14 protein-coding genes are annotated in these 24851 nt (G+C 55.3%); 3 read left to right on the forward strand and 11 right to left on the reverse strand.

What is annotated here, in order from left to right:
- Positions 1–4: 4 nt before the first annotated feature.
- The 3 genes from PQU98_RS05550 to PQU98_RS05560 all read right to left on the reverse strand — a co-directional run bounded on the left by PQU98_RS05550 (position 5) and on the right by PQU98_RS05560 (position 8206).
- A complete protein-coding gene (locus PQU98_RS05550; RefSeq protein ID WP_272743901.1) occupies positions 5–2743 on the reverse strand; it encodes a family 78 glycoside hydrolase catalytic domain in 2739 nt (912 codons plus the stop codon).
- Positions 2744–2762: 19 nt separating this feature from the next.
- Positions 2763–5132 (reverse strand): glycoside hydrolase family 95 protein, encoded by a 2370-nt coding sequence (locus tag PQU98_RS05555; protein ID WP_272743902.1) that lies wholly within the window; start codon positions 5130–5132, stop codon positions 2763–2765.
- Positions 5133–5233: 101 nt separating this feature from the next.
- The gene (locus tag PQU98_RS05560) at positions 5234–8206 is read right to left on the reverse strand and encodes a TonB-dependent receptor (protein WP_272743903.1); all 2973 of its coding nucleotides are present in this window, start codon (positions 8204–8206) and stop codon (positions 5234–5236) included.
- 235 nt (positions 8207–8441) lie between these two features.
- On the opposite strand from PQU98_RS05560, the gene PQU98_RS05565 reads away from it, so the two are divergent.
- Entirely contained in the window at positions 8442–9251 is an 810-nt protein-coding gene (locus PQU98_RS05565; RefSeq protein ID WP_272743905.1) for an IclR family transcriptional regulator, read from the forward strand.
- Positions 9252–9293: 42 nt separating this feature from the next.
- On the opposite strand, the gene PQU98_RS05570 is transcribed toward PQU98_RS05565, so the two are convergent.
- Genes PQU98_RS05570 through fucP form a run of 3 tightly spaced genes read right to left on the reverse strand, consistent with a single transcriptional unit; the run spans position 9294 to position 12932 of the window.
- Positions 9294–10529: an SGNH/GDSL hydrolase family protein gene (locus PQU98_RS05570; RefSeq protein ID WP_272743906.1), complete on the reverse strand. Its 1236-nt coding sequence runs from the start codon at positions 10527–10529 to the stop codon at positions 9294–9296.
- Positions 10530–10557: 28 nt separating this feature from the next.
- A complete protein-coding gene (locus PQU98_RS05575) occupies positions 10558–11616 on the reverse strand; it encodes an aldo/keto reductase (RefSeq protein WP_272743907.1) in 1059 nt (352 codons plus the stop codon).
- Positions 11617–11630: 14 nt separating this feature from the next.
- Complete coding sequence (fucP, locus tag PQU98_RS05580) at positions 11631–12932, reverse strand: L-fucose:H+ symporter permease (RefSeq protein ID WP_272743908.1); 1302 nt, start codon at positions 12930–12932, stop codon at positions 11631–11633.
- A gap of 117 nt (positions 12933–13049) precedes the next feature.
- On the opposite strand from fucP, the gene PQU98_RS05585 reads away from it, so the two are divergent.
- Positions 13050–14060: a zinc-binding alcohol dehydrogenase family protein gene (locus PQU98_RS05585; protein ID WP_272743909.1), complete on the forward strand. Its 1011-nt coding sequence runs from the start codon at positions 13050–13052 to the stop codon at positions 14058–14060.
- Between the two features lie 15 nt (positions 14061–14075).
- Here the strand turns inward: PQU98_RS05585 and PQU98_RS05590 are convergent, their stop codons facing one another.
- Both PQU98_RS05590 and PQU98_RS05595 read right to left on the reverse strand, forming a co-directional pair.
- On the reverse strand, positions 14076–15581 hold the full coding sequence (locus PQU98_RS05590) for an alpha-L-fucosidase (protein ID WP_272743910.1): 1506 nt from the start codon (positions 15579–15581) through the stop codon (positions 14076–14078).
- Between the two features lie 31 nt (positions 15582–15612).
- Positions 15613–15966: an L-rhamnose mutarotase gene (locus PQU98_RS05595; protein WP_272743911.1), complete on the reverse strand. Its 354-nt coding sequence runs from the start codon at positions 15964–15966 to the stop codon at positions 15613–15615.
- A gap of 169 nt (positions 15967–16135) precedes the next feature.
- Here PQU98_RS05595 and PQU98_RS05600 point away from each other — a divergent pair, with 169 nt between their 5' ends.
- Entirely contained in the window at positions 16136–17791 is a 1656-nt protein-coding gene (locus tag PQU98_RS05600) for an alpha-L-fucosidase (protein WP_272743912.1), read from the forward strand.
- A gap of 287 nt (positions 17792–18078) precedes the next feature.
- On the opposite strand, the gene PQU98_RS05605 is transcribed toward PQU98_RS05600, so the two are convergent.
- The 3 genes from PQU98_RS05605 to PQU98_RS05615 all read right to left on the reverse strand — a co-directional run bounded on the left by PQU98_RS05605 (position 18079) and on the right by PQU98_RS05615 (position 24475).
- Positions 18079–19596: a tryptophan halogenase family protein gene (locus PQU98_RS05605; RefSeq protein WP_272743914.1), complete on the reverse strand. Its 1518-nt coding sequence runs from the start codon at positions 19594–19596 to the stop codon at positions 18079–18081.
- Positions 19597–19626: 30 nt separating this feature from the next.
- Positions 19627–21183, reverse strand: a complete 1557-nt coding sequence (locus PQU98_RS05610; protein WP_272743915.1) for a tryptophan halogenase family protein — start codon at positions 21181–21183, stop codon at positions 19627–19629.
- Between the two features lie 85 nt (positions 21184–21268).
- Positions 21269–24475 (reverse strand): TonB-dependent receptor, encoded by a 3207-nt coding sequence (locus PQU98_RS05615; protein ID WP_272743916.1) that lies wholly within the window; start codon positions 24473–24475, stop codon positions 21269–21271.
- Positions 24476–24851 lie beyond the last annotated feature (376 nt).

Below are 24851 nucleotides of genomic sequence, written 5' to 3' on the forward strand. Positions count from 1 at the left end.
GTCTTCAGACATCCGTGTCATATTCGAACTCATAAGTGCCGGACCCAACCCGAACATGGGACTGCCCGTTAACCAAAGCGATATCTGTAATACCATTGCCCTTTGTTAAACGGCGGCTACCTTCGTAAAGTGGCTTCACGGTAGGCACCTTTATGAGCGCCTCAACCCCTTCCGGTACCGTGGCGGATAACCTGGTCCGCCGCCCCTGTACTGAAAGGCCTGACTTGATGGTCCCCACCACTGACCGGTAGGTCACGCGTGTACTTGCGACCTTGTCTACAGGCTGCGGCGCTATTACCAGCGGCGCATCCGCGCTGAAGTCAAGATTGATTCCGCCCAGTCCCTGCCAGAACCAGATCTCAGCATGTCCCAACATGAAGTGGTTTTGCGAGGCGTGAGGGGCACCGTCCCAGGCTTCTGTCAGTGCCGTGGCACCCTTTTGGATCTGCTCAAGATATGACGGCTTATCGGGCTGGGTCAGCATCTGGTAGAGGACATCGCTTCGACCCCTGTCGCTCAACGCCCGCACCACGTAGTGAAAGCCGATATCGCCGGCCGTCAAATGATTTTGGTGGGTACGGATATCGTCAATCAACCTTGACATTACCCTGGCGACCTCGTCTGGCGGTACCAGGTTTAAAACGATCGCCATGGCCTGTGCGGTTTGAGAGCCCGTATCAAAACGACCCGTTGCCGGGTCATACAAAGCACGCCTCAGGTCGGCTCTGGCTTGGCTCGCCAGGTCAGCATAGGGCGCTGCGGATCGCCCCAGACAGTTAGCGATCTTGGCCAGAGTATCGAGTTCCAGAATATAGGTGGCCGTCCCCGTCATTTTCAGGGATGTCAACTGGGCCACGCCCGGTGTCGCCGGACCGACATCAAACCAGTCCCCCAGACCGAACTCGATAAGCCCGTCGCCCCCCCGCCGTGTGTGCATATACTGCGCGTGTGCCTGCATCGCCTCGTAGGTAGACGACAGAATGTCAAGGTCTCCATAGAGCTGGTAGACAAACCATGGCGCCATGATGATGGCGGCCCCCCACTCGGGTGAATCTCTGAACGGCGTATCTTTGCCTTTTTTATCAATGAATTTGACGTACTCAGGGACGATGGAGGGCACCATACCGGTCGGCAACTGCGCATCGCGCATATCCAACGCCATTTTCTCATAGAGCCGAACGGTGTCGAGATTCATCATCGTAGTCGCGGCATTGAGATAAATCTGTTCCAGCCATCCCAGCTTTTCGCGATGCGGACAATCGGTAAGTACGCTGGCTGTATTGCTCACCAAGGCCTGACGAATGAGGCTATGAATCGCCTCAAGATTGCTGTCAGATGATGAAAAGGTGCCGGTATCATCCAGTGCCGCGCTGATAAAGTCGCTCTCAATAGATATCTGAGCCCGCAGGGACCCTTCGACCTGAAGATAGCGGTAGCCCGTATAGGTGAACTGTGGTGCCCATGTCTCGAGCCCGCCGCCCCTGCAGATATAGGTGAAACCTATACCCTTATAGCCCCGCTTCTGCCCACCAATCTGGCTTTGCTGGTCGATTGTGCCATTCTCAAGCAAAAGCTCAGACGGCAGAATCCGTACGACCTGCCCCGGTTGCGTGTCTGTCAAGGTTATGACCGGTCGCCCCGAATGGTTGAGACCAAAATCAAAGACAAGTACGTCCCCCACTCGCGCGACGGTCACCTTAGGTTTCAAGCGTTCCCGCACGCTGAGGGGGGCAAAACTTGATGCCTTCAGCGCACCGCCGGTCCCTTTTATCTCTACCGCTGGCACAAAGGCCGGAACCGTTCGGGCGTCATAGTCTTCGCCAGCGTATATTGACGACAGAAATGTTCCACTGTTGGCGGTCATCCATTGCCCATTGCTGGTGACATAGACCTCTCGTCCGTCGGGATAGACCAGGCGCATTTGGAGCCACAGTTGCGGCGCTCCAAATCGGCCTGACAGCTTGGCATAGCGCCCCTCAACACTTTCCACATTGAAGAAGCCATTGCCGAGCGCCACGTCGATGTCATTGGAGCCCGCCAGAACAAGTCCGGTAACGTCATAAGCATCATAAAGGATCGTCTTGGTGTAGTCCGTCCAGTGCCCGTTTAGTCCGACCGCCCCCACCGGTTTGCCATTGAGGGACAATTGATATTGCCCCAGACCGGCCACACACAGATGCGCCAGCACCGGTGATGATTGGACTACAAAACTAGACCTGAATAACGGCATAACCGCGCCCTGGCGTATCGTTTCCGTCCGCCGCTCTATCGCGGGCGACGGAATAACGTCGGGGCCATTCGAAATCCAGACCGCTCGGCGATCTGAAGACGACATAAGGCCTGTCAGGAAGTGGCCCGTATCGCGGGCATGGCGGCCCGAGTTGTCCCAGATATCAAGGGTGTAGCCATATCGGTTTTGAGATTTCAGCATCAACGGGCGCGTCGGTTGGAACCTTAGCTTTGCCGATTTCACGCGCCCACTGTCGAAAATCACCGAGGTTCCGTCGTCGACGCGCAATCGGAACGCCCGCTGCAAAATGCCACGTGCGGGCGCCTCAGCCCGGCCCAACCGCCAGTTAAATCGCGGCCGCAAGGTATCTATCCCTGCGGGATTGACCTGCCACTCAATGCGGACATCATCAATCTCCGGAGTGGATGCGCGCGCCGCTCCGCTGGCGGGCCAGGTTGATGCGGCCGTCAACGCCATGATACCGGCCATATCCCGGCGCGTGACAGGTCTCATGGACATCTCCTTTTCAGCTTCAAGCCCTGACAAGCGTCCCATTTCGCCCTACAACACGCACGGACTGCCCAGCCTTGAGGGATACCGCCAGCGATGACGCGCCCCACACTATGCGGGTTTTTCCGGCTTTTTTAGCGGTAATGGTCACCTCAGTTACCGCCCGGTCGCGCCATGACAGGGCAACCTCAAAACCGCCTCTGGCTTTGAGGCCCTCAAAACGTCCCTGCGGCCACGCTGACGGCAGGGCGGGCAACAGCTCGATCCGCTTGCCGTGTGTTTGCAAAAGCATTTCCGCGATCCCCGCTGCCCCGCCAAAATTGCCGTCGATCTGGAACGGCGGATGGGCGTCAAACAGGTTCGGGTATGAGCGGCGCGGATGCAGCAGGCGCTCAACCACACTATAGGCGCGGTCGCCGTCTTTCAGGCGCGCCCACAGATTGATGCGCCAGCCAATCCCCCAGCCGGTGGCGTCATCCCCTCTGATTTCCAGCGACTTGCGCGCCGCGGCGGCCAGTGCGGGGGTGCCTTCCACCGTGATCTGATCGGACGGATGCAAGGCGTACAGATGCGAGACATGGCGGTGATGAATATCGGGGGCGTCCATATCCCAGTCGGCCTGCCATTCCTGCAACTGACCGGCCTTACCGATCTTTTCCGGTGGCAGTTTGGCGCGCATGGTAAGGCACGCCTTGGCAAAGGCCGCATCGGTTTTCAGCACTTTGGCCGACTCTGCCACATGGGCGAACAGGTCGCGCAGCAACTGATTGTCCATCGCCGGGCCGGCACTGAGCGATGAGCTCATCGGATGGCGGTTTTCCGGAGAATTGGACGGATTGGTGACCATGTAGCCGGTGTTGGGGTCTTTGAGCAGGGTCGCCAGATAGAACTCGGCTGAGCCTTTCATCAGCGGATAGATGCGCTTCAGATAGGCCGTATCGCCATTATAAAGCCACGTCTCCCAAAGGTTCTGCAGCAGCCACGGCCCGCCCATCGGCCACAGGGCCCAGACCGCACCGTCCGGCGGTGTCGCCACCCGCCAGACATCAGTGTTGTTGAAAATGACCCACCCCGGCGCGCCGTACATGTCTTTGGCCAGTTGCGCGCCGGTTTCGGCCAGGTCTTCGACCATGCACACCAGCGGGTCCATCATCTCGCTCAGGTTACAGACCTCGGCGGGCCAGTAGTTCATCTGGGCATTGATGTTGAGCGTCCATTTGGACTGCCAGGATGGGTTGAGCTTGTCGTTCCAGATGCCTTGCAGGTTTGCCGGTTGCCGCGACCCGCGCGACGATGACATCAACAGATAGCGCCCGTACTGGAGATAAAGCGCCGATAATCCGGGGTCCTTGCCATCGCCAAAGCGGGCAATGCGCTGATCGGTCGGCAATTTGCCGTTTTCCCCCTGCCCCAGATCGAGGCTGACCCGCTCAAACAGCGTTTTGTAATCCTTGAGGTAATCGTCTCTGATGGCGGCATAGCCCTTGCGTGCAGCCTTAGCCAGAATATCCGTGTTAAACGCGGCAGGATCGCCCGAAATGTCATTATAGCGGCGATAGCCCGTGGCCGCCGCAATCAGGATGACCACATCCTCAGCCCCCGTGACATAGACGCCACCTTCACGTGCCGTCAGTGTGCCGGTGGGCGAGATGACCTGCGCGCGCACCTCAAAAGGCAATTTGCCTTCGATGCCCTGCTGGGTCGGACTGACGCCGCGGATGATGATTGTGTTATCGACCGTTTCGATTTCGGATTTTTGCGGGCTGGACAGGCCGATATCGACAGTGACAGGTTTGCCCTTGTCCCCCGACAGGCGCACGACCATGACCTGATCAACGGCAGAGACGAACACTTCGCGGCGATGGCGGGTCGATCCGGCATTAAACTCCGTCGCGACCATGCCCGCCTCAAGATCAAGGCTGCGCTCATAGCGTGAGGTGTTGTCCAGCCCCGGAAACAACAGGATAAGGTCTCCGATCGGCTGATAGGCCATCTGCTTATTGGGCGTGCTGATCAGGGTGTCATTGGCCAGCTTTTCAGCCTCGGCGTACTTACCCTCAAAAACCAGTTTCTGAACCTGCGGCAGACCTTCTTTTGACCTTGGATTGGTAGGGTTATACGGCCCGCCCGCAAAGAAGGTATCCTCATTGAGTTGAATGCGCTCAAAGGCCACGCCGCCAAACACCATGCCGCCCAGACGGCCATTACCGACCGGCAGTGCCTTCACCCACTCATCGGCCGGACGATCATACCACAGCTTGAGATCGTTCTGGACGTCGGGTTTCAGATCGGAAGGTACAGGGGTTTGCGCGGTTACGGTTGCCGGCAGAAATGCGACCCCACCCACCACGGCCACGCTGGTCATCAGATTGCGTCTGCTAAGTTCGGACATAAACACTCCCGTCTGCGAAAATTAAAAAAACAGCCCTCCGACACCAGGAGCCGGAGGGCCAGTCAGGGTCACGGCCAGGGATGAGTTGACCGATCGGAAGATCAATATTTGTAATTGAAGCCCACAGTGATGGTTCGGCCAGAGTGGACATAAAGACGCGTGTCGTTGCGCTCTTTGTCCTGCCCGAAGCGAACCCCCTGATCGGTTATGTTTTGGCCTTCAAGCGTGAGGTTAAGGCGAGGCGTAACCTTGTAGGTTGTGCTAAAGTCAACATAGGTGGCCGGATCGGTGAAAATGAAATCGTGACCCGCGACATTGCCCAGAACGTTGTTGATAGCCCGCCCTTTGTGGTTGCCGGAAATCCGAGCCGAAAACTTCGCATCTTCATAGTAAAGGGTGAGGTTGTAGGCATTGCGCGACAGGCCGGTAAAATCGCCCGTTACCTTCAACTCTTCATTCGCCGGCGTCGTCGGGTTGTCGATACGGGTGATATATTCGATTTCAGACTCAACATGGGTCCAGTTGGCGATCAAACCTGTGTTCTTTAAAATGCCAGGCAGGAACGTAAACGGCTGTTGATAGCTGACTTCGAGGCCGGACAGATCGCCACCATCGGTGTTTACCGACCGCGACACGTTAAACAGAGTAGTGGGCGACGACGGACACACCGGAGTACCACCCGTAATGGAACAGGTGCCACCGCTGGTCAGAAGATCATCTGGCAGACCCAGAGTGTTCCAAGGCAGAAGTGCGGAAAAGCCTTGGATGAAGGTATCAATCTTCTTGTGGAACAGACCCGCCGAGAGTAGCGCGCCTTCGGCAAAATACCATTCCGCCTGAAGATCGAAGGTATCGGCGCGGATCGGATCGAGCTCGGGATTCCCGATAGACACAGTCTGAACCGTTGTATTTACAGTCGATGTCGGTGCCAGGTTAACATATTCTGGGCGTGACAAGACCTTGGCCGCCGAGAACCGCAGATATAGATCGTTTGGCAGAATTGCGGTCAGATTAAATGACGGTAAGGTGTCCATATATTCATTGGGCACAGTCACATATGATCGCGTAGTGCCAGCCGTAACAATACCCGATGACTGAACCTCAGTCTTGACCTGACGTATACCGAAGTCACCGCGAAGATCGACAGATCCGACACTGTAGTTGAATTTGCCCATCGCGTAGATGGCCGTGACCTCTTCGGCGATATCGCGCACCCCCGGAGGTACAGCGGGCGCAGCGCCCGGTACGCTTGAGCAATAACAATGGACATTATAGATATCCAGGAATTTATCGAGGTCGATGGCGGTCCAGCTACTCAGAACGCCAGACGGGCCATCGAGGTTCTTCCCAAAACCACTGATCTGACGGGTCAAGGACGCGAGCGACGTCCCGGCGGGCAAGGACGGGAACGGCTGCGCCGAAGGACCACCCTCGACATTGTGCCAGTCATTCTGCCGGAAAGATGCACCGGCATGGAAGCTGAAGTTGTCGTTGACGTCGTAAATTGAGTTCAACTCATAGGTCTTGAGATTGGATTCAGTGGTCAGGAAGCGACCGTTCCAGGCACCATGAACCGTACCATCAGGCTCCGTGCCTGAGTTGAACAGGTATAGGTTGGGATTGGCAACGTCCGTTCCAAACGTCAACAACGGAATATCTTCATTCTCGCGGAAATCCCATGAGAAGCCGTTGACGTTTGGAATATCGATCTGAATGGTCGTACGGATAGGCTCATCCAGCAACGAGTTATTTAGCCCAATCAAGCCATTGATGCGGAATTTTTCGTTGAAGACATGGCTGCCGGTGAGCGTGATCTGCTTGTAGGTCGTCGTATAGACATCGCGCAGGCCTTCTGAGCGGATATCAACGCCGTTGAGCTTACCATATACCCATGAACCATCATCGGCGAACTCGGCCTCAACAATCGACGAATAAGGCTTACCACCCGCCCCCGCATTCCGACCGTTTGACAGGGCTAAAATGTAGTTGTCGTGACGGGTGTTCTCAAACTTTCCATACATCAGATCAAGGTCAAGACGTGTGGCATCTGACGGGCGCCATTGCAGCGCCAAGGTCGCTCCCATACGTTCATAATCGGTGAGTGAACGACGGTAGCGCGGCAGGCGCGGATGGAAAGCGCCAGACCCCGCCACATTGGTGCCCGCCCAGCTATCGGTGCGCCCCATAACATCCGTGTAGTCGGCCAGAGACGAGGTTCTGGGGATGCCTGTAGCGCAATTGGCGGCATCGGTGCCTTTGGTGGCATTATTCGCGGGGTTTTGAGGCGCATAGCCTACCGGTGAACAGAAGCCGCCATCCTGGCTCGCCGCCAGAATGTCAACAGCCTCATACCCTTCTTCTAACAGCGAACGCTTGGACCAGGCCACAGACCCCAGAACGCCAAACTGCCCCCAGGTATTCGAAATGATGCCCGCGACGCGCGGATGGTTACCGCCCTCAAGTTCGTTGTTCAAAGACTGGGCGGATATTGCGTAATGAAAGCCAGGATTATCAAAGGCCTTTCCGGTTTTCAGATCGACGGTCGCCCCGAGCGAGCCCTCTTCGACATCAGCTGAGGAGGTTTTGCGAACCTCAATGGCGTTAAACAGGTCAGAGGCAAATACCGAAAAATCGAACGCACGTGAGCGGTTTGTAGATCCCAGAATATCCGAGGCGCCGGTCGCCGTCGTGCCTTCGATCCCGTTAATCCGAACCCGCGTAAAGCCCGCGTTGAGGCCGCGCACGGTAATATTGCGCCCCTCGCCCCCATCGGATCGCGTCAGGGTCACGCCAGGTATCCGTTGAATCGATTCAGCCAGGTTGGCATCCGGGAATTTGGCCATGTCTTCGGCAACGATAGCGTCGACGATCCCGTCGTTGCGCTTCTTTATGTTCATGGCGCTTTGAAGCGAGGCCCTGAAGCCTTGCACGACCACGGTTTCAATCTCTTCGGAACTGCCGGCATCACTCTCCTGCGCCTGCACAGAACCGCAGACCATTGCCAATCCCATCACCGCAGATGTGGCTAACAGACGTGATTTACGGCGAATTACCACCTTTTTGAGTGTCGACATGTGTTCCTCATTTCCTGTTTTTGTGACGCATTTTTGTTGCGCGCTTTTGGAAACAGCTTAAGACGCGCAACGGCGATTCCATTTCCTATATGAAACCTTATACCATCCCCGCTAGTTTGCAACATCTTGATCCAACATGCGCAGAAAAGATTTTTCGTTGATGCAAAAGTAATACAATTTGGGATGCAGCGAGGACATCTTGCCAACGGTTCGACAACCGAATAGTCATGGATTTATGCAAAAGCCCGAGCCCACCTCCCGAACCTTGACGTCGGTAAATACCTACGCCGCCCCGGCCCTTGAAAAGGGTTTCAACGTCATTGAATTGTTGGCGACCGAGCCGCAGGGACTTACGATTTCCGAGATCGCGACCCGGCTCAAGCTGAGATCCATTAGCGAAATCTTCCGCGTCATCATCGTCATGCAACGCCGGGGCTGGGTGTTCCGTGATCCTAAGTCAGATAAGGTGACCGTGACCTACAAGGTTCTTGAACTGGCGTTCAGGGCAACGCCGGCGCAGGAACTAACCACGGTGGCCTCCCCGCTCATGCATGAACTCGCTCAGGACATTGATCAATCCTGCCACCTCGTGATCAATACCGGCATACGGGGGCTCGTTGTACTCCGACAAGAAACACCGGGCCCTACCGGCCTGGTCGTTCGTCTCGGGTCGGAAATTCCCCTGCTTCAGAGCTGTTCCGGACATGTGCTTTTGGCATTTGCCGACGATGCAAAACGCCATGAGGCCTTTGCCGGGGTCGACACAGAAACGGAGGCACATGGAGCGCTTCTTGACCGGCTCAATAAGGTCAGGCGTCAGGGGTACGAGCAAATGCCCAGCGCCCGGACGCGCGGGGTCACGGACATGAGTTACCCTATTTTCGGCTTCGATGGCACCATCGTCGCGGCCCTGACGGTGCCATTTCTTGACGTCATCGACGGCACGCAAACGGTCAAGCGCGATGACGCTCGCGTACGCCTGGCCGCCTGTGCACGGGCTATTTCCAGCAAGCTTGGTGACCGTCTTCCGGCCAACAATAATTGATGTGTGGCAGACCTGCGACGAGCAGTCCTAAAGAAATCGGCCTTAGTCAAACAATCCGAGATTAATGATCTGTCCCATGGCGCGCTGCCCCGCGGGATTGGGATGCAGATTGTCACCGGTTTGCAGGCCAGTCGCCAGAACGGCCCGATTGGCGGGATCAGCCACCGCCGCCGAAAAATCAATCAGGGCGTCAAAAGCGTTTGAAGTGCGTATCCATTCGTTGACACAAAGTCTGACAGCGTCTTTGTCCGGTGAAAAATAACCCGCGCCCGCAAACGGCAGAATTTCAGCGCCATATACTTTTATGCCATGCACGTGCGCGCGCACGATCATCTGCCTATAGCCGGCAACCATGTCCTCGCATGAGGCGAGTGGTGTATCGGCAGCCCCGTTTCGGCCGGGTCCGGACGCACCTATATCGTTGATGCCCACAAGAACAATCAGGTGGGTAGCCTGAGGTACACTTAGAACATCGCGCTCAAACCGCGCCAGAACAGAGGGCCCGGTGCCGTCTGTCAGAATACGATTTCCGGAGATACCCGCATTGGCAACCGCATACGGCTTGCCACCTTTAATCAGGCGCTCTGCCAGAACGTCACTCCATCGGCACAGTCGATCATCAAATGTGCAATCCGGATCTGTGATTGAGTCACCGAGCGCGACGATGGTGCCTTTGGCGGTCGGCGTGTGCACATCAATGCCCGTCACGAATGGGCTGTAAGCGGACGAGGACACGACGGGCATGTCAGCGATCTGGACGTAATTGCCGGACGACGAAAACTGCGCCAGATTTTTGGGATCACGCCGCATCGTCGTAGCGGCGGTCGCCTCGGGCAAGTATAGGCTGACTTCGGCCACACTTAATGGCGCAATTTCGACCGCAACCGGGTCACTGACCGCAATCGCGCCTGGTGGCACCGAATATCTGGCCTGCCCCGAAAACCGCACCGGTCGAATCTGGCCTCCACCAACCCGCACGCTAGCCTCCCCGATGACAAGAGGCTTTGATCCATATTGATTAGACACCCGAACCTGCACGGCATCGCCGCCGAGCGTAAGACGCAGCGACTGACGCACCGTGATATTTTCCAGTTTGTCAGCGCGGGTATCGGTGACATTGCGGGCTCCGGCACTGCCGGAACGCACCCACACGCCCGCCGGCTGAACCGTCCTGGCCTCGCCGCTCGCCGTCTCTGCCTTAGCACTCAGGCCCATGAGAAGACTCAATAGCACAGCGCCGACGAGCTGGGTTTCATGACGAAGCGGATGATTAAACATGGAGGCTCTCTGAGACCGAACGACGAGATTAAAGTGAATTGGGACGATCTTTAGATGCGCTTGCCATATGGATCGGGGCTGGAACATCGTCCCGCATAAGTCCCTCTGAGATCAGATCGGCCCAAAAACCTGCCGGAATAGAAGTCTCCAACAAGCGCACCGTTGCCAAAACCTGGGAACGCCCCGACATCCCGCTCACGACCGAGGCCACAACCGGATGTCCTAATGGAAATTGCAAGGCGGCAGCGGCCAGCGGCACATCATGAGCGCGGGCAATAGCCTCTATGCGGCGTACCCGCTCAATGATGCCTGGGGGCGGCGCATCATAATTATAATGGCCAATCTTGGGCCCGGAGGCGCCTGTTGCCAGTATCCCCGAATTAAACGGAGCCGCGGCAATAACCGAGACACCACGCCGTTTGCATTCCGGCAGGAAGTGATCTAGCGGGGCCTGTTCCAGCAAGGTGTAGCGTCCAGCCAGCATGACTACATCCAGGTCGGCATCACGCATCACATCCGCACAAATCTCCCATTCGTTGACGCCCAACCCTATAGCGCCGACTCGACCATCTGACCTCAACTCACACATGGCGCGGTATCCGCCGCTCAGGAACGCGCTGAGGTGACGCTGATGATCGGTGCCATGGGTCATACGACCGAGGTCATGGGCGAACAGAATATCAATAGACTCTCGCTGGAGCCTGCGCAGGCTGTCCTCAAATGAGCGCATAACGCCGTCATAACTATAATCGAAGTGCTCCTCAAACGGATCGGCATCGACAAAGCCATGCCGGCTGGTACCCGGTGGCGGCGGTAAAATCGGCGTCAAACGGCGGCCAACCTTGGTCGACAGCGTGACATCCTGTTTAGGCACCGTGTTGCAGACCGTTCCAAGGCGACGCTCCGACAACCCATGGCCATAGCGCGGCGCGGTATCAACATAGCGAATGCCCGCGCCAATTGCCGCATTGATAACCGCCTCGCCTGCCTCATCGCTCATAGCGCGATATAAATTACCAATGCCTGAGGCACCAAACCCCAGAAGGCTGACGGTGACGGTCGTCCTACCGATTGTGCGCAGTTGCACGACACGCCCTCCGATTAATGGCCATGACTACCGGTCAGCGCGATCTCGGCCTTCGGTGCACGCAGGGCATATAAGGCGATGACCGCAAAACAGATCGTCGTGACGACAAAACCTGCACGCATATGGCTCTGATCCGAGATCAGGCCCATGACAGCCGGTAGGGCGGCCCCGCCCACAATACTCATGACTAGCAGCGATGACCCGGTCTTGGTCAGATTGCCCAGGCCCTGCACCGAGGTGGCAAAAATGGTTGGGAACATGATCGACATGAAAAAGCTAGACGCGGTCAGGGCATACAAACCATTAATGCCCCCGGATAGGACCGCATAAAGTGTCAAGGCCACATTGATCAGGGCAAATACGCCAAGGATCAGTCCAGGCCGCACGCGCGTCATCAGAGCTGTACCAGCGAAGCGCCCTATGGCAAAGGCGATCAGGGCGTAGTAGAGATAGTTGGCGGCCTCTTTTTCGGCCATGCCCAGTTCGACTTGCGCATAGCGAATGGTAAAGCTCCAAATTCCGACCTGGGCACCAACGTAGAAAAACTGAGCCACGACACCGAACAGAAAATGCGGTTTTGAAAACAGGCGCGCCACCGATTGCCCAAACGTAATCTCGTCGCTGGAATCGTTCTGCGCGTCAACGTTGGCGGCGACCGGAAACTTCGATACCAGCACGAGAACAGCCCACAGCAACACCACGCAGCCAATTATTAGGTAAGGTCCCTGCACGGCCTTGACCTCAGAGACGTAAAAAGCCTGTCGCGCGGCCTCTGACATGGCGCTGAGTGCCACCTCGTCATGCTCGATACCCGACAGAATGAAATGCTGGCCGATGAAGATCCCGCTGAGTGCGCCCAAGGGATTGAAACTTTGCGCGAGATTTAATCGAAAAGCGGCCTTGTCCGGGTCACCAAGCACAGTGATCAGCGGATTGGCCGAGGTTTCTAGGAACGCCAGACCAGATGCAATCACGAACAAGGCCCCCAGGAACCAGCCATACTGATGATTGTCGGCGGCCGGATAGAACAAAAAGGCACCGGTGGCGTATAAGACTAGCCCCAAGACGACGGCGGCCTTGTAACCAAATCGGCGCATTACAAACGCGGCTGGCAGGGCCAACAGGAAATAACCCATGTAAAAAGCAGACTGAACCAGACCCGACTGGAGATCGGTAAGGATGAAAGCTTTTTTGAACTGCGGGATCAGCACATCATTCAGGTTGTTGGCGATTCCCCAAAAAAAGAACAAACTCGTGATAAGGATGAGTGGCCAAAGAGCTGCAGCTCCCCTGCGTGTAGTCTGAGTGTTGTCCATTATTTCCGCCTGTATTGAGCGTCGCTTTGCACGACATCTGTGTGACCCGCACCTTAATGCGGCTTGCCAACTTTCACAAGCGGTAGTAACTGTCCGTTATGATTTTTAGAGGTTGATATGAAAGCAGTCATTTGCGAGGCCCCTCAGTCCCTGGGTGTCGATATCCGCTCAAAACCCGAACGCCGACCGGACGACCTGTTGATCCGTATTCGCCGGGTCGGATTATGTGGCACGGACTACCATATCTTTGCCGGAAATCAGCCATTTCTCGCTTACCCGCGAGTTATGGGTCACGAGTTGGCGGGAACTGTGGCTGAGACAGACGCGCGATCTGCCTTTCGCGAAGGTGATCTTGTGACCGTCAACCCATACCTGTCGTGCGGACAATGCATCGCCTGCCGAAAGGGCAAACCAAATTGCTGCGTCGATATCCGGGTACTCGGGGTGCACATCGACGGTGGCATGACCGAATATCTTTCGGTCCCGGAAAGTGCGGTTCTTGCCGTCGATGGCCTAACCTATGACCAGGCGGCTATGGTTGAATTTCTGTCGGTTGGAGCCCACGCGGTGCGTCGCGGCCAAACGCAATTTGGTGACCGGGCGCTGATCGTCGGCGCGGGCCCTATCGGCGTCGGTGCCGCATTGTTTGCTGCCATGTCGGGCGCCGAGGTCACCCTAATCGATACCAGCCCGCAGCGGCTAAGATACGCGCGCGAACGCGTCGGAATATCGAACACCGCGGTTGTAGATGAGGGCCTTGAGGCCTATTTGGTAGAACGCACCGATGCAGAATTTTTCGACATCGTCTTTGATTGCACCGGTAGCGCCAAAGCTATCGAAAAGGGCTTTGGGTATGTCGCTCATGGTGGCCGCTATGTTCTGGTCAGCGTGGTAAAAGACACAATCAGCTTCGCCGATCCCGAGTTCCATAAACGTGAAATGCAACTCATCGGCAGCCGCAACGCGACGTCTGAAGATTTCGCGCGCGTCATCAGCGCCATCCGTGATGGCTTGATACCAACAGACGCCTTGAAGACGCACAGCTTCCCCCTGTTTGACCTGCCATCCGTCATTCCAGATCTCATCGCCAATCAGGGGTCGGTTCTCAAAGCCATCGCCGAATTGTGACACTCGAAAACCGCGTCAATGGGCGGCGGGGTCAGACAGTTTCATCCCTTCAATCTTAAGGACATAGGCGTGACGGCCAGTCCTGGAACCGGGCAATGTCACGTTCATACCGGCATCATTTTGCGTGAACTTGACCGGCTGATCCGATCCGATCAGGGTTACTTGTTTGGCGCGACCAATATTCTGAGGCAAGGCCATCAGGTTGAGCGTATCCTCCGGCCAGGCCAGCAATATAGCGTAAAGGGTGTCACCTTTGCGGGTATAGCGAACAATGGAATCGTTATCCTGTTTCCAGGTCCGCGTGCCATAAATCGCCTCCCCGTTCACCTTCAGCCACCCCCCAACGTCACGCAAAACCGCTGCCTGATCATCAGGAATGGTCCCATCTGCCTTGGGTGAAATATTGAGCAATAGGTTGCCGCCGCGTGACACGTTTTCAATCAGACGATAAAGCACCGCCTGCGCACTGAGATGGCCCATGCCTTCGACATAGCCCCACTTGTCGCCCAATGCGTCGTCAACCTGATACGGGGCCGTCTGCAAAGAAAACGGTGCCTGCCACTGACGCTCATAGTCCTTGACCGTGCCCTCAAGATAGGCATCCTTTTTGGTCGTCAGTGTGACCGGCCTCCCCCACGTTTCGGCGCTGTTATAATAATAGGCGGCCAGACGCAGCTTCACCGGATCAAGAGATCTCGGGTTTATGCCATTATCAAACCATAGGAGATCAGGCTGGAACTTATCGATCTGCTCCTGCGTGCGCAGAAGCCACTCTTCCTGAAAGGCTTCGGACTGCGGCGCTTCGGCATTGTCAATAATCTCGCCCATGCCCGACGGCATACCCGTCTTCTGGGGTTGGGGTGGTCCGTAGAAATCGGCATATTTCGGGTCAAACAAATCCGTTTTCAACCCCTCTGTCGGGTACATGAAACCCCAGTGCTCGATACGGTGATTGGACACGCCAAACTTAAGGCCGCGCTTGCGAACCGACACCATCAGGTCGCCCAGGAGATCGCGTTTTGGGCCCATATCCTTGGCATCCCATTTCGTCAGCTTTGAGTCGTACATGGCAAAGCCATCATGATGCTCTGCGACCGGAATCACATATCTGGCGCCAGAGGCGACGAACAGATCAGCCCAGAGGTCAGGGTCAAACCTTTCGGCCTTGAACTGTGGAATGAAGTCCTTGTAGCCGAATTTATCCTGAGCTCCAAAGCGCGTCTCGTGCAACTTGATCACGCCCGCGGTGCGGTACATATGCCGTGGATACCACTCACTTTGTGCGGCGGGCACAGAATATACCCCCCAATGAATGAATAGCCCAAACTTTGCGTCTTTGAACCATTCCGGCACCTGATAATAGGCTTTCAAAGATGACCAGTTGGGTTGCACAGGCCCATCAGGAATCGGCTTAGCCGGCTGCTTTAGCACTTTTCGCGGCGGGGTCGGCGCCTGGCCTTGAGCCGGTATAGCCGACATCGCGAACCAACATGCGGTCAGCATAAGGGGAAGTGTTTTCATAGAGCGCCTCCGGCGTTAGATAGTGTATCGTTCAAGGCTGTTCGAAAAGGGCATAAATCGTTTGCATGGCGACCCACTTCTCCCCGGGCTGGGCAAAGGGCAACGGCTTTTGAAACTCCCACATCAGCCGCTCCCACGCCTGCACGTCCTCTGACGCCATGTCCGCCGCAGCTTTGGCGGCCGGCGAAAAATCCGGCCCGACCTCCATGATCATAAACAAGCGATCACCAGCCTGCCAGATTTCCAATTCACGAATATCAGCGTCACGAATAGAGCGCGTTACCGCTAAAGGCACCTGCCCCGGCGCATGCCATGCCCGGTAGCGCGCAATCAAATCGGCCTCAGCCACGAGGTCCAAGGCCAGACAATGGCGTCTTATCGTCATTTGACACTCCCTGTGTCCCCGAGACTTGGTGACGCGGCTATGCGGGCTGATCAACACATACCTACAAGCCATTGCCAAAGCTTACGCGACACGCTAGACTTTTATATAAGGCAGTTAATAGCGCAAATAAACGACGCTTATCAAATTTAAAATGCTTTGGGGCGGTGATATGAACCTGACGAAAAGAATGCTCTTGCACGGCGTGACGGGTCTTGCGCTAGCGTCAACAACTGCCCGCGCCCGGTCAGCCGAGGCGGCCGAACCCAAGCTGGGGCCGGCCCAAACCGCCAAAGGCCCCTTCGAACCCACTTGGTCGTCTCTCATCGAAGATTACAAGGCCCCGGACTGGTTTCGCGATGCCAAATTCGGATTATGGGCACATTGGGGCGCGCAATGTGTGCCCGAAGCGGGGGACTGGTATGCCCGCCACATGTATATTCAAGGTTCGGATCAGTATGATTTTCACGCCAAAACCTATGGCCACCCTGCCGACAATGGTTTCATGGAGATGTACCCGCGCTGGACCGCCGAGCACTTTAATCCGGACGAATTGCTGGATCTCTACACAGCGGCCGGTGCGAAGTACTTCGTGGCCATGGCCAACCATCATGACAATTTCGACGCGTACCACTCAAAGTTTCATGACTGGAACTCTGTCAGGGTTGGCCCCAAGAAAGATCTGATTGGCATGTGGGCCAAAGCGGCGCGTGCGCGCGGCTTAAAGTTCGGCGTCTCGAACCATTCGGCACATGCCTGGCATTGGTTTCAAACCGCTTACGGATATGATCCAGAAGGCGCGCGCCACGGCGAGCGATATGACGCCTTCCGCCTGACAAAGCGCGACGGCAAGGGCAAGTGGTGGGACGGACTTGACCCGCAAGCCCTTTACGGCGGCGCGGTGATGCCGCTGCCCAGTGGAATATCGACTATTGAAGACGCCAATGCCTGGCATGAAAAACACGACCGGGTATGGGATGAGAATCCACCCAAAGAAAACCCGGCCTTTGTGCGGCAATGGTACCTGCGCTGCAAGGATCTGATAGACACCTATCAGCCGGACCTCGTGTACTTCGACAATTTTGACCTGCCGCTTGGTCAGGCGGGACTGGATATCGCCGCTCACTATTACAATGCGTCGATGCAGTGGCATAATGGAAAACTTGAAGCCGTTATCAATACCAAGCACCTTCCCGCCGAGCGCCGAATGGCCGTGATTGAGGATGTCGAACGCGGCTTGCGCCGGGATATTGAACCGCACCCATGGCAGACGGACACCTGTATTGGCGATTGGCACTACAACCGCGACCGCTTCACCCGTAAAGATTACCTTCCTGCCGAGACCGTCATTCACCGGTTATGCGATATTGTCTCGAAGAATGGTAACTTGCTCCTGTCGATACCGGTTCGCGGTGACGGCACAATCGATAGCGAAGAACGACGCATCGTGCAGGACATCGGGAGTTGGATGAGCCGGTTTGGTGAGGCCATCTACGGAACACGTCCCTGGAAAATATATGGCGAAGGTCCAACCGCCGTGGAATCAGGCATGTTTAGTGAGGGTAAGCAAAAACCTTTCACGCCTGCCGATATACGTTTCACGACCAAGGGATCGATCCTTTATGCGATCATACTGGGTCGCCCACTCACTGATGTGGTCACCATAAGGGCACTCGCCGGAGCCAATATTCAGCGGGTGGCGATCGTAGGCTCAGACACCCCCCTCCCATTCGCATGTGACGCACAGGGTTTGCAGGTGACAGTCCCCAGCGAGGACAGTCATGACTTTGGGATAGCCTTCCAAATTCGCGGGCAAAACCTTGTGTGAGCCCCTGTTTATTCGCCGCACTCAATAGGTCCAGACGCGCGCAAATTGAGTAAAAAAGCGTGGCGACCTTTATGAAAAGATCGCCAGCACGACCGACAACACAAATATACCCACAACATCGCAAAAAAAGACCCGCCAGGAGTGTGCATCCCGGCGGGCAATTTGGGTTACGCATCAAATATTAGAGAGGAAGGAGAGTTACGAATATTTGACGATTATTTATATGACATAAATTTATACTCCATACAAGCAAATTGTATGACATATTGAAATTTACAAACCCACAATCACGGCATGAAGGCACAGTTTTGCTCTATAAAGCGCCTATGAAGACTCAAGCTACTTGCGGCTGACTGAAAGCCGACCTTTATCTTGGTCATGAAAGATTGGACGTCATTAAAATCCATTATGTTCACCAAGGGGTCGTATCCCTGCGGCACCGTGCCTTGCCCCAAGAACACCGAGACCCAGCTATCCAACGTAAACAGGTCAGCCTCATTGCGAAAAATCCGGCCATTCGCTTTGAAAAGTTCGATCTTGTTACGAAGGCTCTCTGGAATCTCCATGGCCCGGCACGCGGCCCAAAACGGCGATGTCGCCTCGGTCATAGTTTTATAGTGCAGAATGATGAAATCACGCACGAGCTCATATTCCTGCGATGTCAGGCGGTTGTATTCGGCAATATCCTCCGCATGAAACCGTCGATCGGGAAACAGGCTGAGCAAACGGGATATTCCACTGGCAATCATATGGATGCTGGTCGACTCAAGCGGCTCCAAAAATCCGCCTGCCAGGCCCAGGGCAACACAGTTTTTGGTCCAGGCTTGCGTGCGTCGCCCTGTAGTAAAGGACAAGATCCTCGGCTCAGCCAAAGGTGCGCCATCAAGATGGCGTAAGAGTGCGCGTTTGGCATCATCGTCGCTGAGGTAGTCCCGACAATATACATAGCCATTGCCAACGCGGTGCTGCAACGGAATGCGCCAACGCCATCCCGCAAGGTCCTTCGTCGACCGGGTATAAGGCGTATCCACATCCGGCAAGGCGCTGGGCACAGCCGCCGCTCGGTTGCAGGGTAGCCAGTGGCTCCAGTCCTCATATCCGGTGCCAAGCGCCCCCGAGATGAGAAGCCCCTGAAATCCGGAACAATCTATGAAAAAATCCCCGTCGAGACACTCACCATTGCTGAGCGTGACGGCCTCTATAAATCCGCTCACACTATCAAGTTTGACGTCGGCTATCGTCCCTTCGACCCGTGTCACCCCTCTCGCTTCAGCGTATCGCCGCAAGTACTGGGCATATAGGCCCGCATCAAAATGAAACGCATATTTCAGCGTCGACAGAGGCAACTTTGCGTCAGGGGCAGGTCTGTGAAACCTGCCCATCTTCGCCGCAATAGCGCTCAGGCAATAGTCTTCGATAGGTCCGGGATCTACACCTGAAAGCAAAGCCTTCAGCCAGAATTGATGAAACTTTATACCTTCAATATCCAGGCCGTGAAACCCAAACGGATGGATGTAACGGTCTCCATTTCGGTTCCAATCGACAAATTCGATACCCAGTTTGAATGTACCTTGGGTCGCACGGACAAACTCATCTTCATCAATCCCCAGAGCCCGGTTGAAATCAATTATGGACGGGATGGTCGCTTCGCCGACGCCTACCGTGGAGATACTGTCAGATTCAACCAGGATGATTTCAGTCTGGCCCGAGCGCGCCAGTCTCGACAGGCCCGCCGCGGCCATCCATCCCGCCGTTCCACCGCCCACAATAAGTATCCGGCGGATATGTTGATCGGTAGTTGTCACCGTGATGTGCCCTCGACTTAAGTTGCGAAATCAATTGGGCCGAATAGGTTGGAAGCCACTTAGACGCACCTGCTCAATCAACGCGCGATGATCGGGCAGCCGCCTCAAGGCATTCTCACCCTGCCGGCGAATATCCGTGAAATGCACCTTCGCTTCATCATAGTACTTAAAGCTGTTGGCCTGAGCGCGCAGATCTGATTTAAAACCCATGCCATAAAGGACATATTGCCAGTTTGCGTCGGTGAATATGTCGTGGTTCAGATCCACATCCATAAAATCAGGGGGGCGATGCCGCCATCGGTCGAGCCGCTCCCGAAGACTGTCAGGGACGCTTTCTTCCCGAACATTATCCGCCCAGAACGCTGTGTCGCGCCGCTCCGTTAGGCTATAGTGCAGTTTGATAAAGTCACGGACATGCTCGTAGCGTTTGACCATAATCTCATTGAATTGGCGCGCGCAGGTCTCGAAGTCTCCGGCAAATGGAAAGCGATTGCTTAGAATAAGCGCCGCGATCTCAATAAACCCGATGCCTGTCGCCTCCAAAGGCTCAAAGAAGCCACTTGATAAGCCGATCGCGACACAGTTTTTATGCCAGCTTTCCGCCCGGTACCCGGGCTCGAAGCTGAATTGACGCGGCGAAAGACTTTCGGCCTTGGCTCCAATATAGGCGCGCAGGACGTTTTCGGCCTCCGCGTCACTGGTGTGCGCTGACGAATAGACGTATCCGATCCCCCGCCTGTTATCGAGACCAATATCCCACGTCCACCCCGCCGCCTGAGCGGTCGATATGGTGTAACTCGGCACCGCCATGGCGGGCTTATCGTAAGGCACCTGAAGCGCAACCGCACGATCGGCAAACAAAATATCGCGACAGGAGGTAAACGGTCGCTTGAGCGCCTCGCCGATCAGCTGAGCCTTAAAGCCTGTACAATCGATATAAAAATCAGCCTCGAGTTCACCATGTTCATGGGTGTTTAGCGATTTGATATTGCCGTCATCTGAAAGACTAACCGCAGTCACTGTACCCTGCAGGTGATGAACCCGCAGTTCGATGGCACGCCGGCGCAGGACGGCGGCGAATTTGACAGCGTCGAAATGATAGGCATAGTTCAGCGGCGCTGCATAATTTTCGTGCGTATGAAGCTTCGGCGCGCGGGCATTGTCAGCCACGATCTTCTGCACGGTGCTGACCTCATCCCACCCCGCATCGCCTGCGGCGCCCAATAGCCAGTACGGTAAAAGATCAAGTCCATCCGACGTCTTCGCCGTCTGGAAGGGATGAAAATAATGATCAGGCCCTGAGCCCTTGTTGCCGGGCGCACGTCGCCAGCCGGCAAACCTTATACCCTGCTTAAAGGTGGCGCTGGCTTCTTTCACCAGGTCGGCCTCGTCAATGCCGATGCGGCGCAAAGTTTTTCGGATACTGGGAAACGTCCCCTCTCCCACCCCCAAAATCCCTATGTCAGGAGATTCAATCAGGGTAATTTTGAGGCCATCTAAATTTTCGTTATTAAGCACGGCCGCCAAATATGCCGCCGTAATCCAGCCCGCGGTTCCCCCGCCGACTATAATGACGCTTTTAATCACAACGGCACTCCAATCCTCGCAAAATGGCTGACACAGTCATGGTCCTCTCCGGCGACAGCCGGAGAGGACCATGCAACTGCATTGGCTAGAAGGCCAGGTTGAAGCCCAGATTAATCCGCCGATCCGTAACGAACCAACTGCGCGTGTACACTTGCCCACCCGGATACCCGCCCATCAGGGTTCGGGTTGTCTCATTGGTCAGGTTGTTGGCCTGAACCCAAAAACGGATCTTCTCACTGATTTTATAATTTACGCCGAGATCAAACTGACCATAGGCGTCGGCATACACCGGAAGAGAGATATCGGTGAAGGTTCCAATCGGTGCCCCTCCGGCCGCGGGCGTCTGGTAGTAGGTATAGTCGCCGTTGGTGCCATTGGAGTTTGTCGACTGGAGGTACTCTGAGCGCCAGGAATAGGCAAGACGTACGGACAGGGCATCCTTTTCATACATCAGTTGAACGTTATAATTATCTTTCGACATACCGACGATGGGCACATCGTCCATGAGCTGGCCGTTGATATCCAGCGCCTTGGCGCTAGGATTCGAGGAGTCGATATATGTATAGTTTGCTTCAATACCCAGTCCATTCCACGGCGCTGGCAACTCATCAAAGAATTTGCGACCGCCAATCTCAAGTCCCTTAATTTTGGCCGTCTCTTTCGCATTGTAAACCTCGGACGTTGTCTGCGTCGTGTTTACAGTCGTGACCGTCCCATCGAGACGTGTAAACGTAGCCGAGAACGGTTTCGTTGTATCGCCATAGACGATAAGATCGTCGAGTTTCTTATAGAACAGGGCGAAGTGCACATTCAGGCTGTTCGACGGGTACCACTCTGCCGAAAAGTCCACATTCTTCGACATTGTAGGTTTAAGGGTAGGGTTGCCGGTGTTCGCTGTCATATTGTTAAAGATGTCCGGGAAGTCCACCGCCGGCACAGGGCCCGCCGCTTCCCGGTCATTTGTATTTTTGGTCAAAGACACACCCGCAGACCCCACTGACCGGATGTCTCCATATCCTGGCGGTGACATGGTCTGGTTTGCGGCGAAGCGCAGATAGAACTGATCGGTTGGTTTAAAATTGATATTGAACGATGGCAAAACCTTGATGTAATCGTTCTCACCGGTGCGGTTCTCGCCGGTATTCAAGGTCTCATAGTAGTTGTTAGCAAGGCCATCATCGGCCAAGTCGGCGTTGGCTTCAGCCTGGCTCAGATAGAACTGATTGTCGCCAAAACTAAAGAAACCCGAACTTTCCACTTCGTTTTTGACAACACGAACACCTATATTGCCCGTGTAAGGAATGCCGAACAGACCTGAATCGCTGCGGAACTTACCTTGCACATAGAAGGCCGTGGTCGTGACCTGAGTACGAGACGCCCCGTACGGATCGTGATAGACGTTTGCCAACGGCTCACGATCAGGATTGTCAATCGTACAGGTACCATCAGGTTTGAATTGCGGCGACCCGTCGGTCGTTGCGAGACATTCTTGGTCATACCCGTAAGTCGATTGCGCATAGATCGCATCATTCGACTGCATGAGTTGGGCGCTCGGCAGCCAGAAAAGTGCCGGCAGATTGGCCTCTCCGCGGAAAAAATCGCCGAAATCGTAGAGTTCAGTATCTTCCGCGGCGCCGTTGTTCAGGGTTCTTTGGCTAGAGCCATTCCAACCGCGGCCAAGGGCTGCCCAGTAAGTGCCATCAAAATTATCCCGCTCGACCCGGTCGGCATAGCGCACCCCGGCTTCAAGAGTGGTAAAGAAACCCTCATCGAACGCATAGTCGACATCAAGGTTCACAGCGCCCATGGTGCCGTGATTGTTGGTCGTCCGATACGCGATGTTATCCCAACCGTAATTGGCCTTGTTCTCCAATCGATCAGAGCTCTCGATGACGAACTGCGGGAGATCTCCCCTCAAGTCAACACTGTAGGCAAACACCGTCGAGTTGAGACCGAGACCAAAGTTTGTGGATTTCGCTGACGAGTCCACAAATTGAAGGGCACCTTGAACACGCAATTGATCGGTTGGATTCCAGGTAAAGCCTTGTGAAAAGTCTCGCGTGACCGTTTCCGAGGTCGCAAAATTACGGCTCGAACCCACGCCTATAGAGTCGGGGGAACAGGTGGTCGGGGGCCATGAACTCCAGTTGACCCCCTGGGCCTGACCGTTGAACGGCGTGTTGCAATCGAGAAGGAATGGATTGCCGCTGCCATCCGTGCCGCTCGCACTGCGCCAGCCTTCGTAGCCGTTTGAACCCAGGTACATCCGATCGGCACTGATCAAACCACCATTGGCGTCAAAGGTGACGTTTCCGGACATATCCGGTACCAGTGTTTTCCCCGTAACGAATACACCTGCGGCGGTATCGTCATTTTTGTACTCAGATACGAACGCGGTCTGGAAGAATGTCCACTGATCGTTCGGCTTCCACTGAAAAGCCTCATAAAAACCGGTGCGCTCGCGATTGAATTGATTATCGCCGTACGTAAAGCCACCCGGGAGATACCGGGCCTGGCCGTCGACGTCTCTTTTGTAATAGGGCTCGGCGCGCAGGAAATTGGCCTCGGAGGAAAATTCCGAAAATGCCAGGTCGACAAGCAATCCAATTTCACCGGCACTGGTGTCCCAACGGTCCGTGAAGAGAATAGACGCGCTGCCCGTGGTCTTCTTTATTTTATCACCGTAGCTGGCGCCGATGGCACCCTCAACGGATGGGTTTTTATAGTCAAACGGCATCTTGGTGCGCAGATCAACCGTGCCGCCCGTGCCGCCTTCAATCATGTCCGCGCGCGACGCCTTGTAAACGTCAACGGCGGCCATCAATTCGGGGGTTACATCCCCCCAGGACAGGCCGCCGCCACCGTTGGCGCTAAAAACCTCGCGGCCATTGAGCGTCGCCGTAACACCCGACAAACCCCGCACCTGAATACCCGATCCTTCGACCGAGAACGCATCCGGATTGTTGAGCGCGGCGAACCGCACCATCGTCACGCCGGAAACGCGCTGAAGCACCTCGGTAATTGAGTTATCCGGCAATTTACCGGCATCGTCAGCCACGACGGAATCTATAAGGGTGTCTGAGTTTTTCTTCCGCTCAGTCGCACTTTGCAAAGCCTTACGGCGTGCAGTTACCACCACCGTAACACCGTCGTCGGCAGGTGCCGTCGCCTCGACATCCCCCGTTACGGCCTGAGCCTGTGAGAACGCGGGAGATGTGAGCGCTACCATAGCGAGCGCAGCCACAGATACCCCGTCACGCATCAATGATGCGCGCGATTTCTTCCTAACCATAATTTCCTCCCGATAGGCCCGCTTTATGACTATTTCACAGCATGGCCAGTTGTTAATCCCGCGCTCAGGGGACCGGACGTTACCGGTACCATTTCAGCCTAAATGCTCGGGCATTTCCGCTCTATCATGTGAAAGTTATGTCCTACAAAACAAACTTTGACAGCGCTGGCAATTGTCTGAACATTGTTGCATTAATAATACAATTTTTAAAGTCAAATTTGACGTTTTTGTCAATTAGCGACGAGAATCACCTTTTAACAAATTGTATTTATTTATTATTTTTGCTGAGCACTACAGCATACGATAGAATCTTTCATGTACGCAAGTCAAAAAATCGACCCAACACGCAAATTCCACCCAGGAGCCATTGTCTTTT

Source organism: Asticcacaulis machinosus, from assembly GCF_028550435.1.
Lineage (GTDB): Bacteria > Pseudomonadota > Alphaproteobacteria > Caulobacterales > Caulobacteraceae > Asticcacaulis > Asticcacaulis machinosus.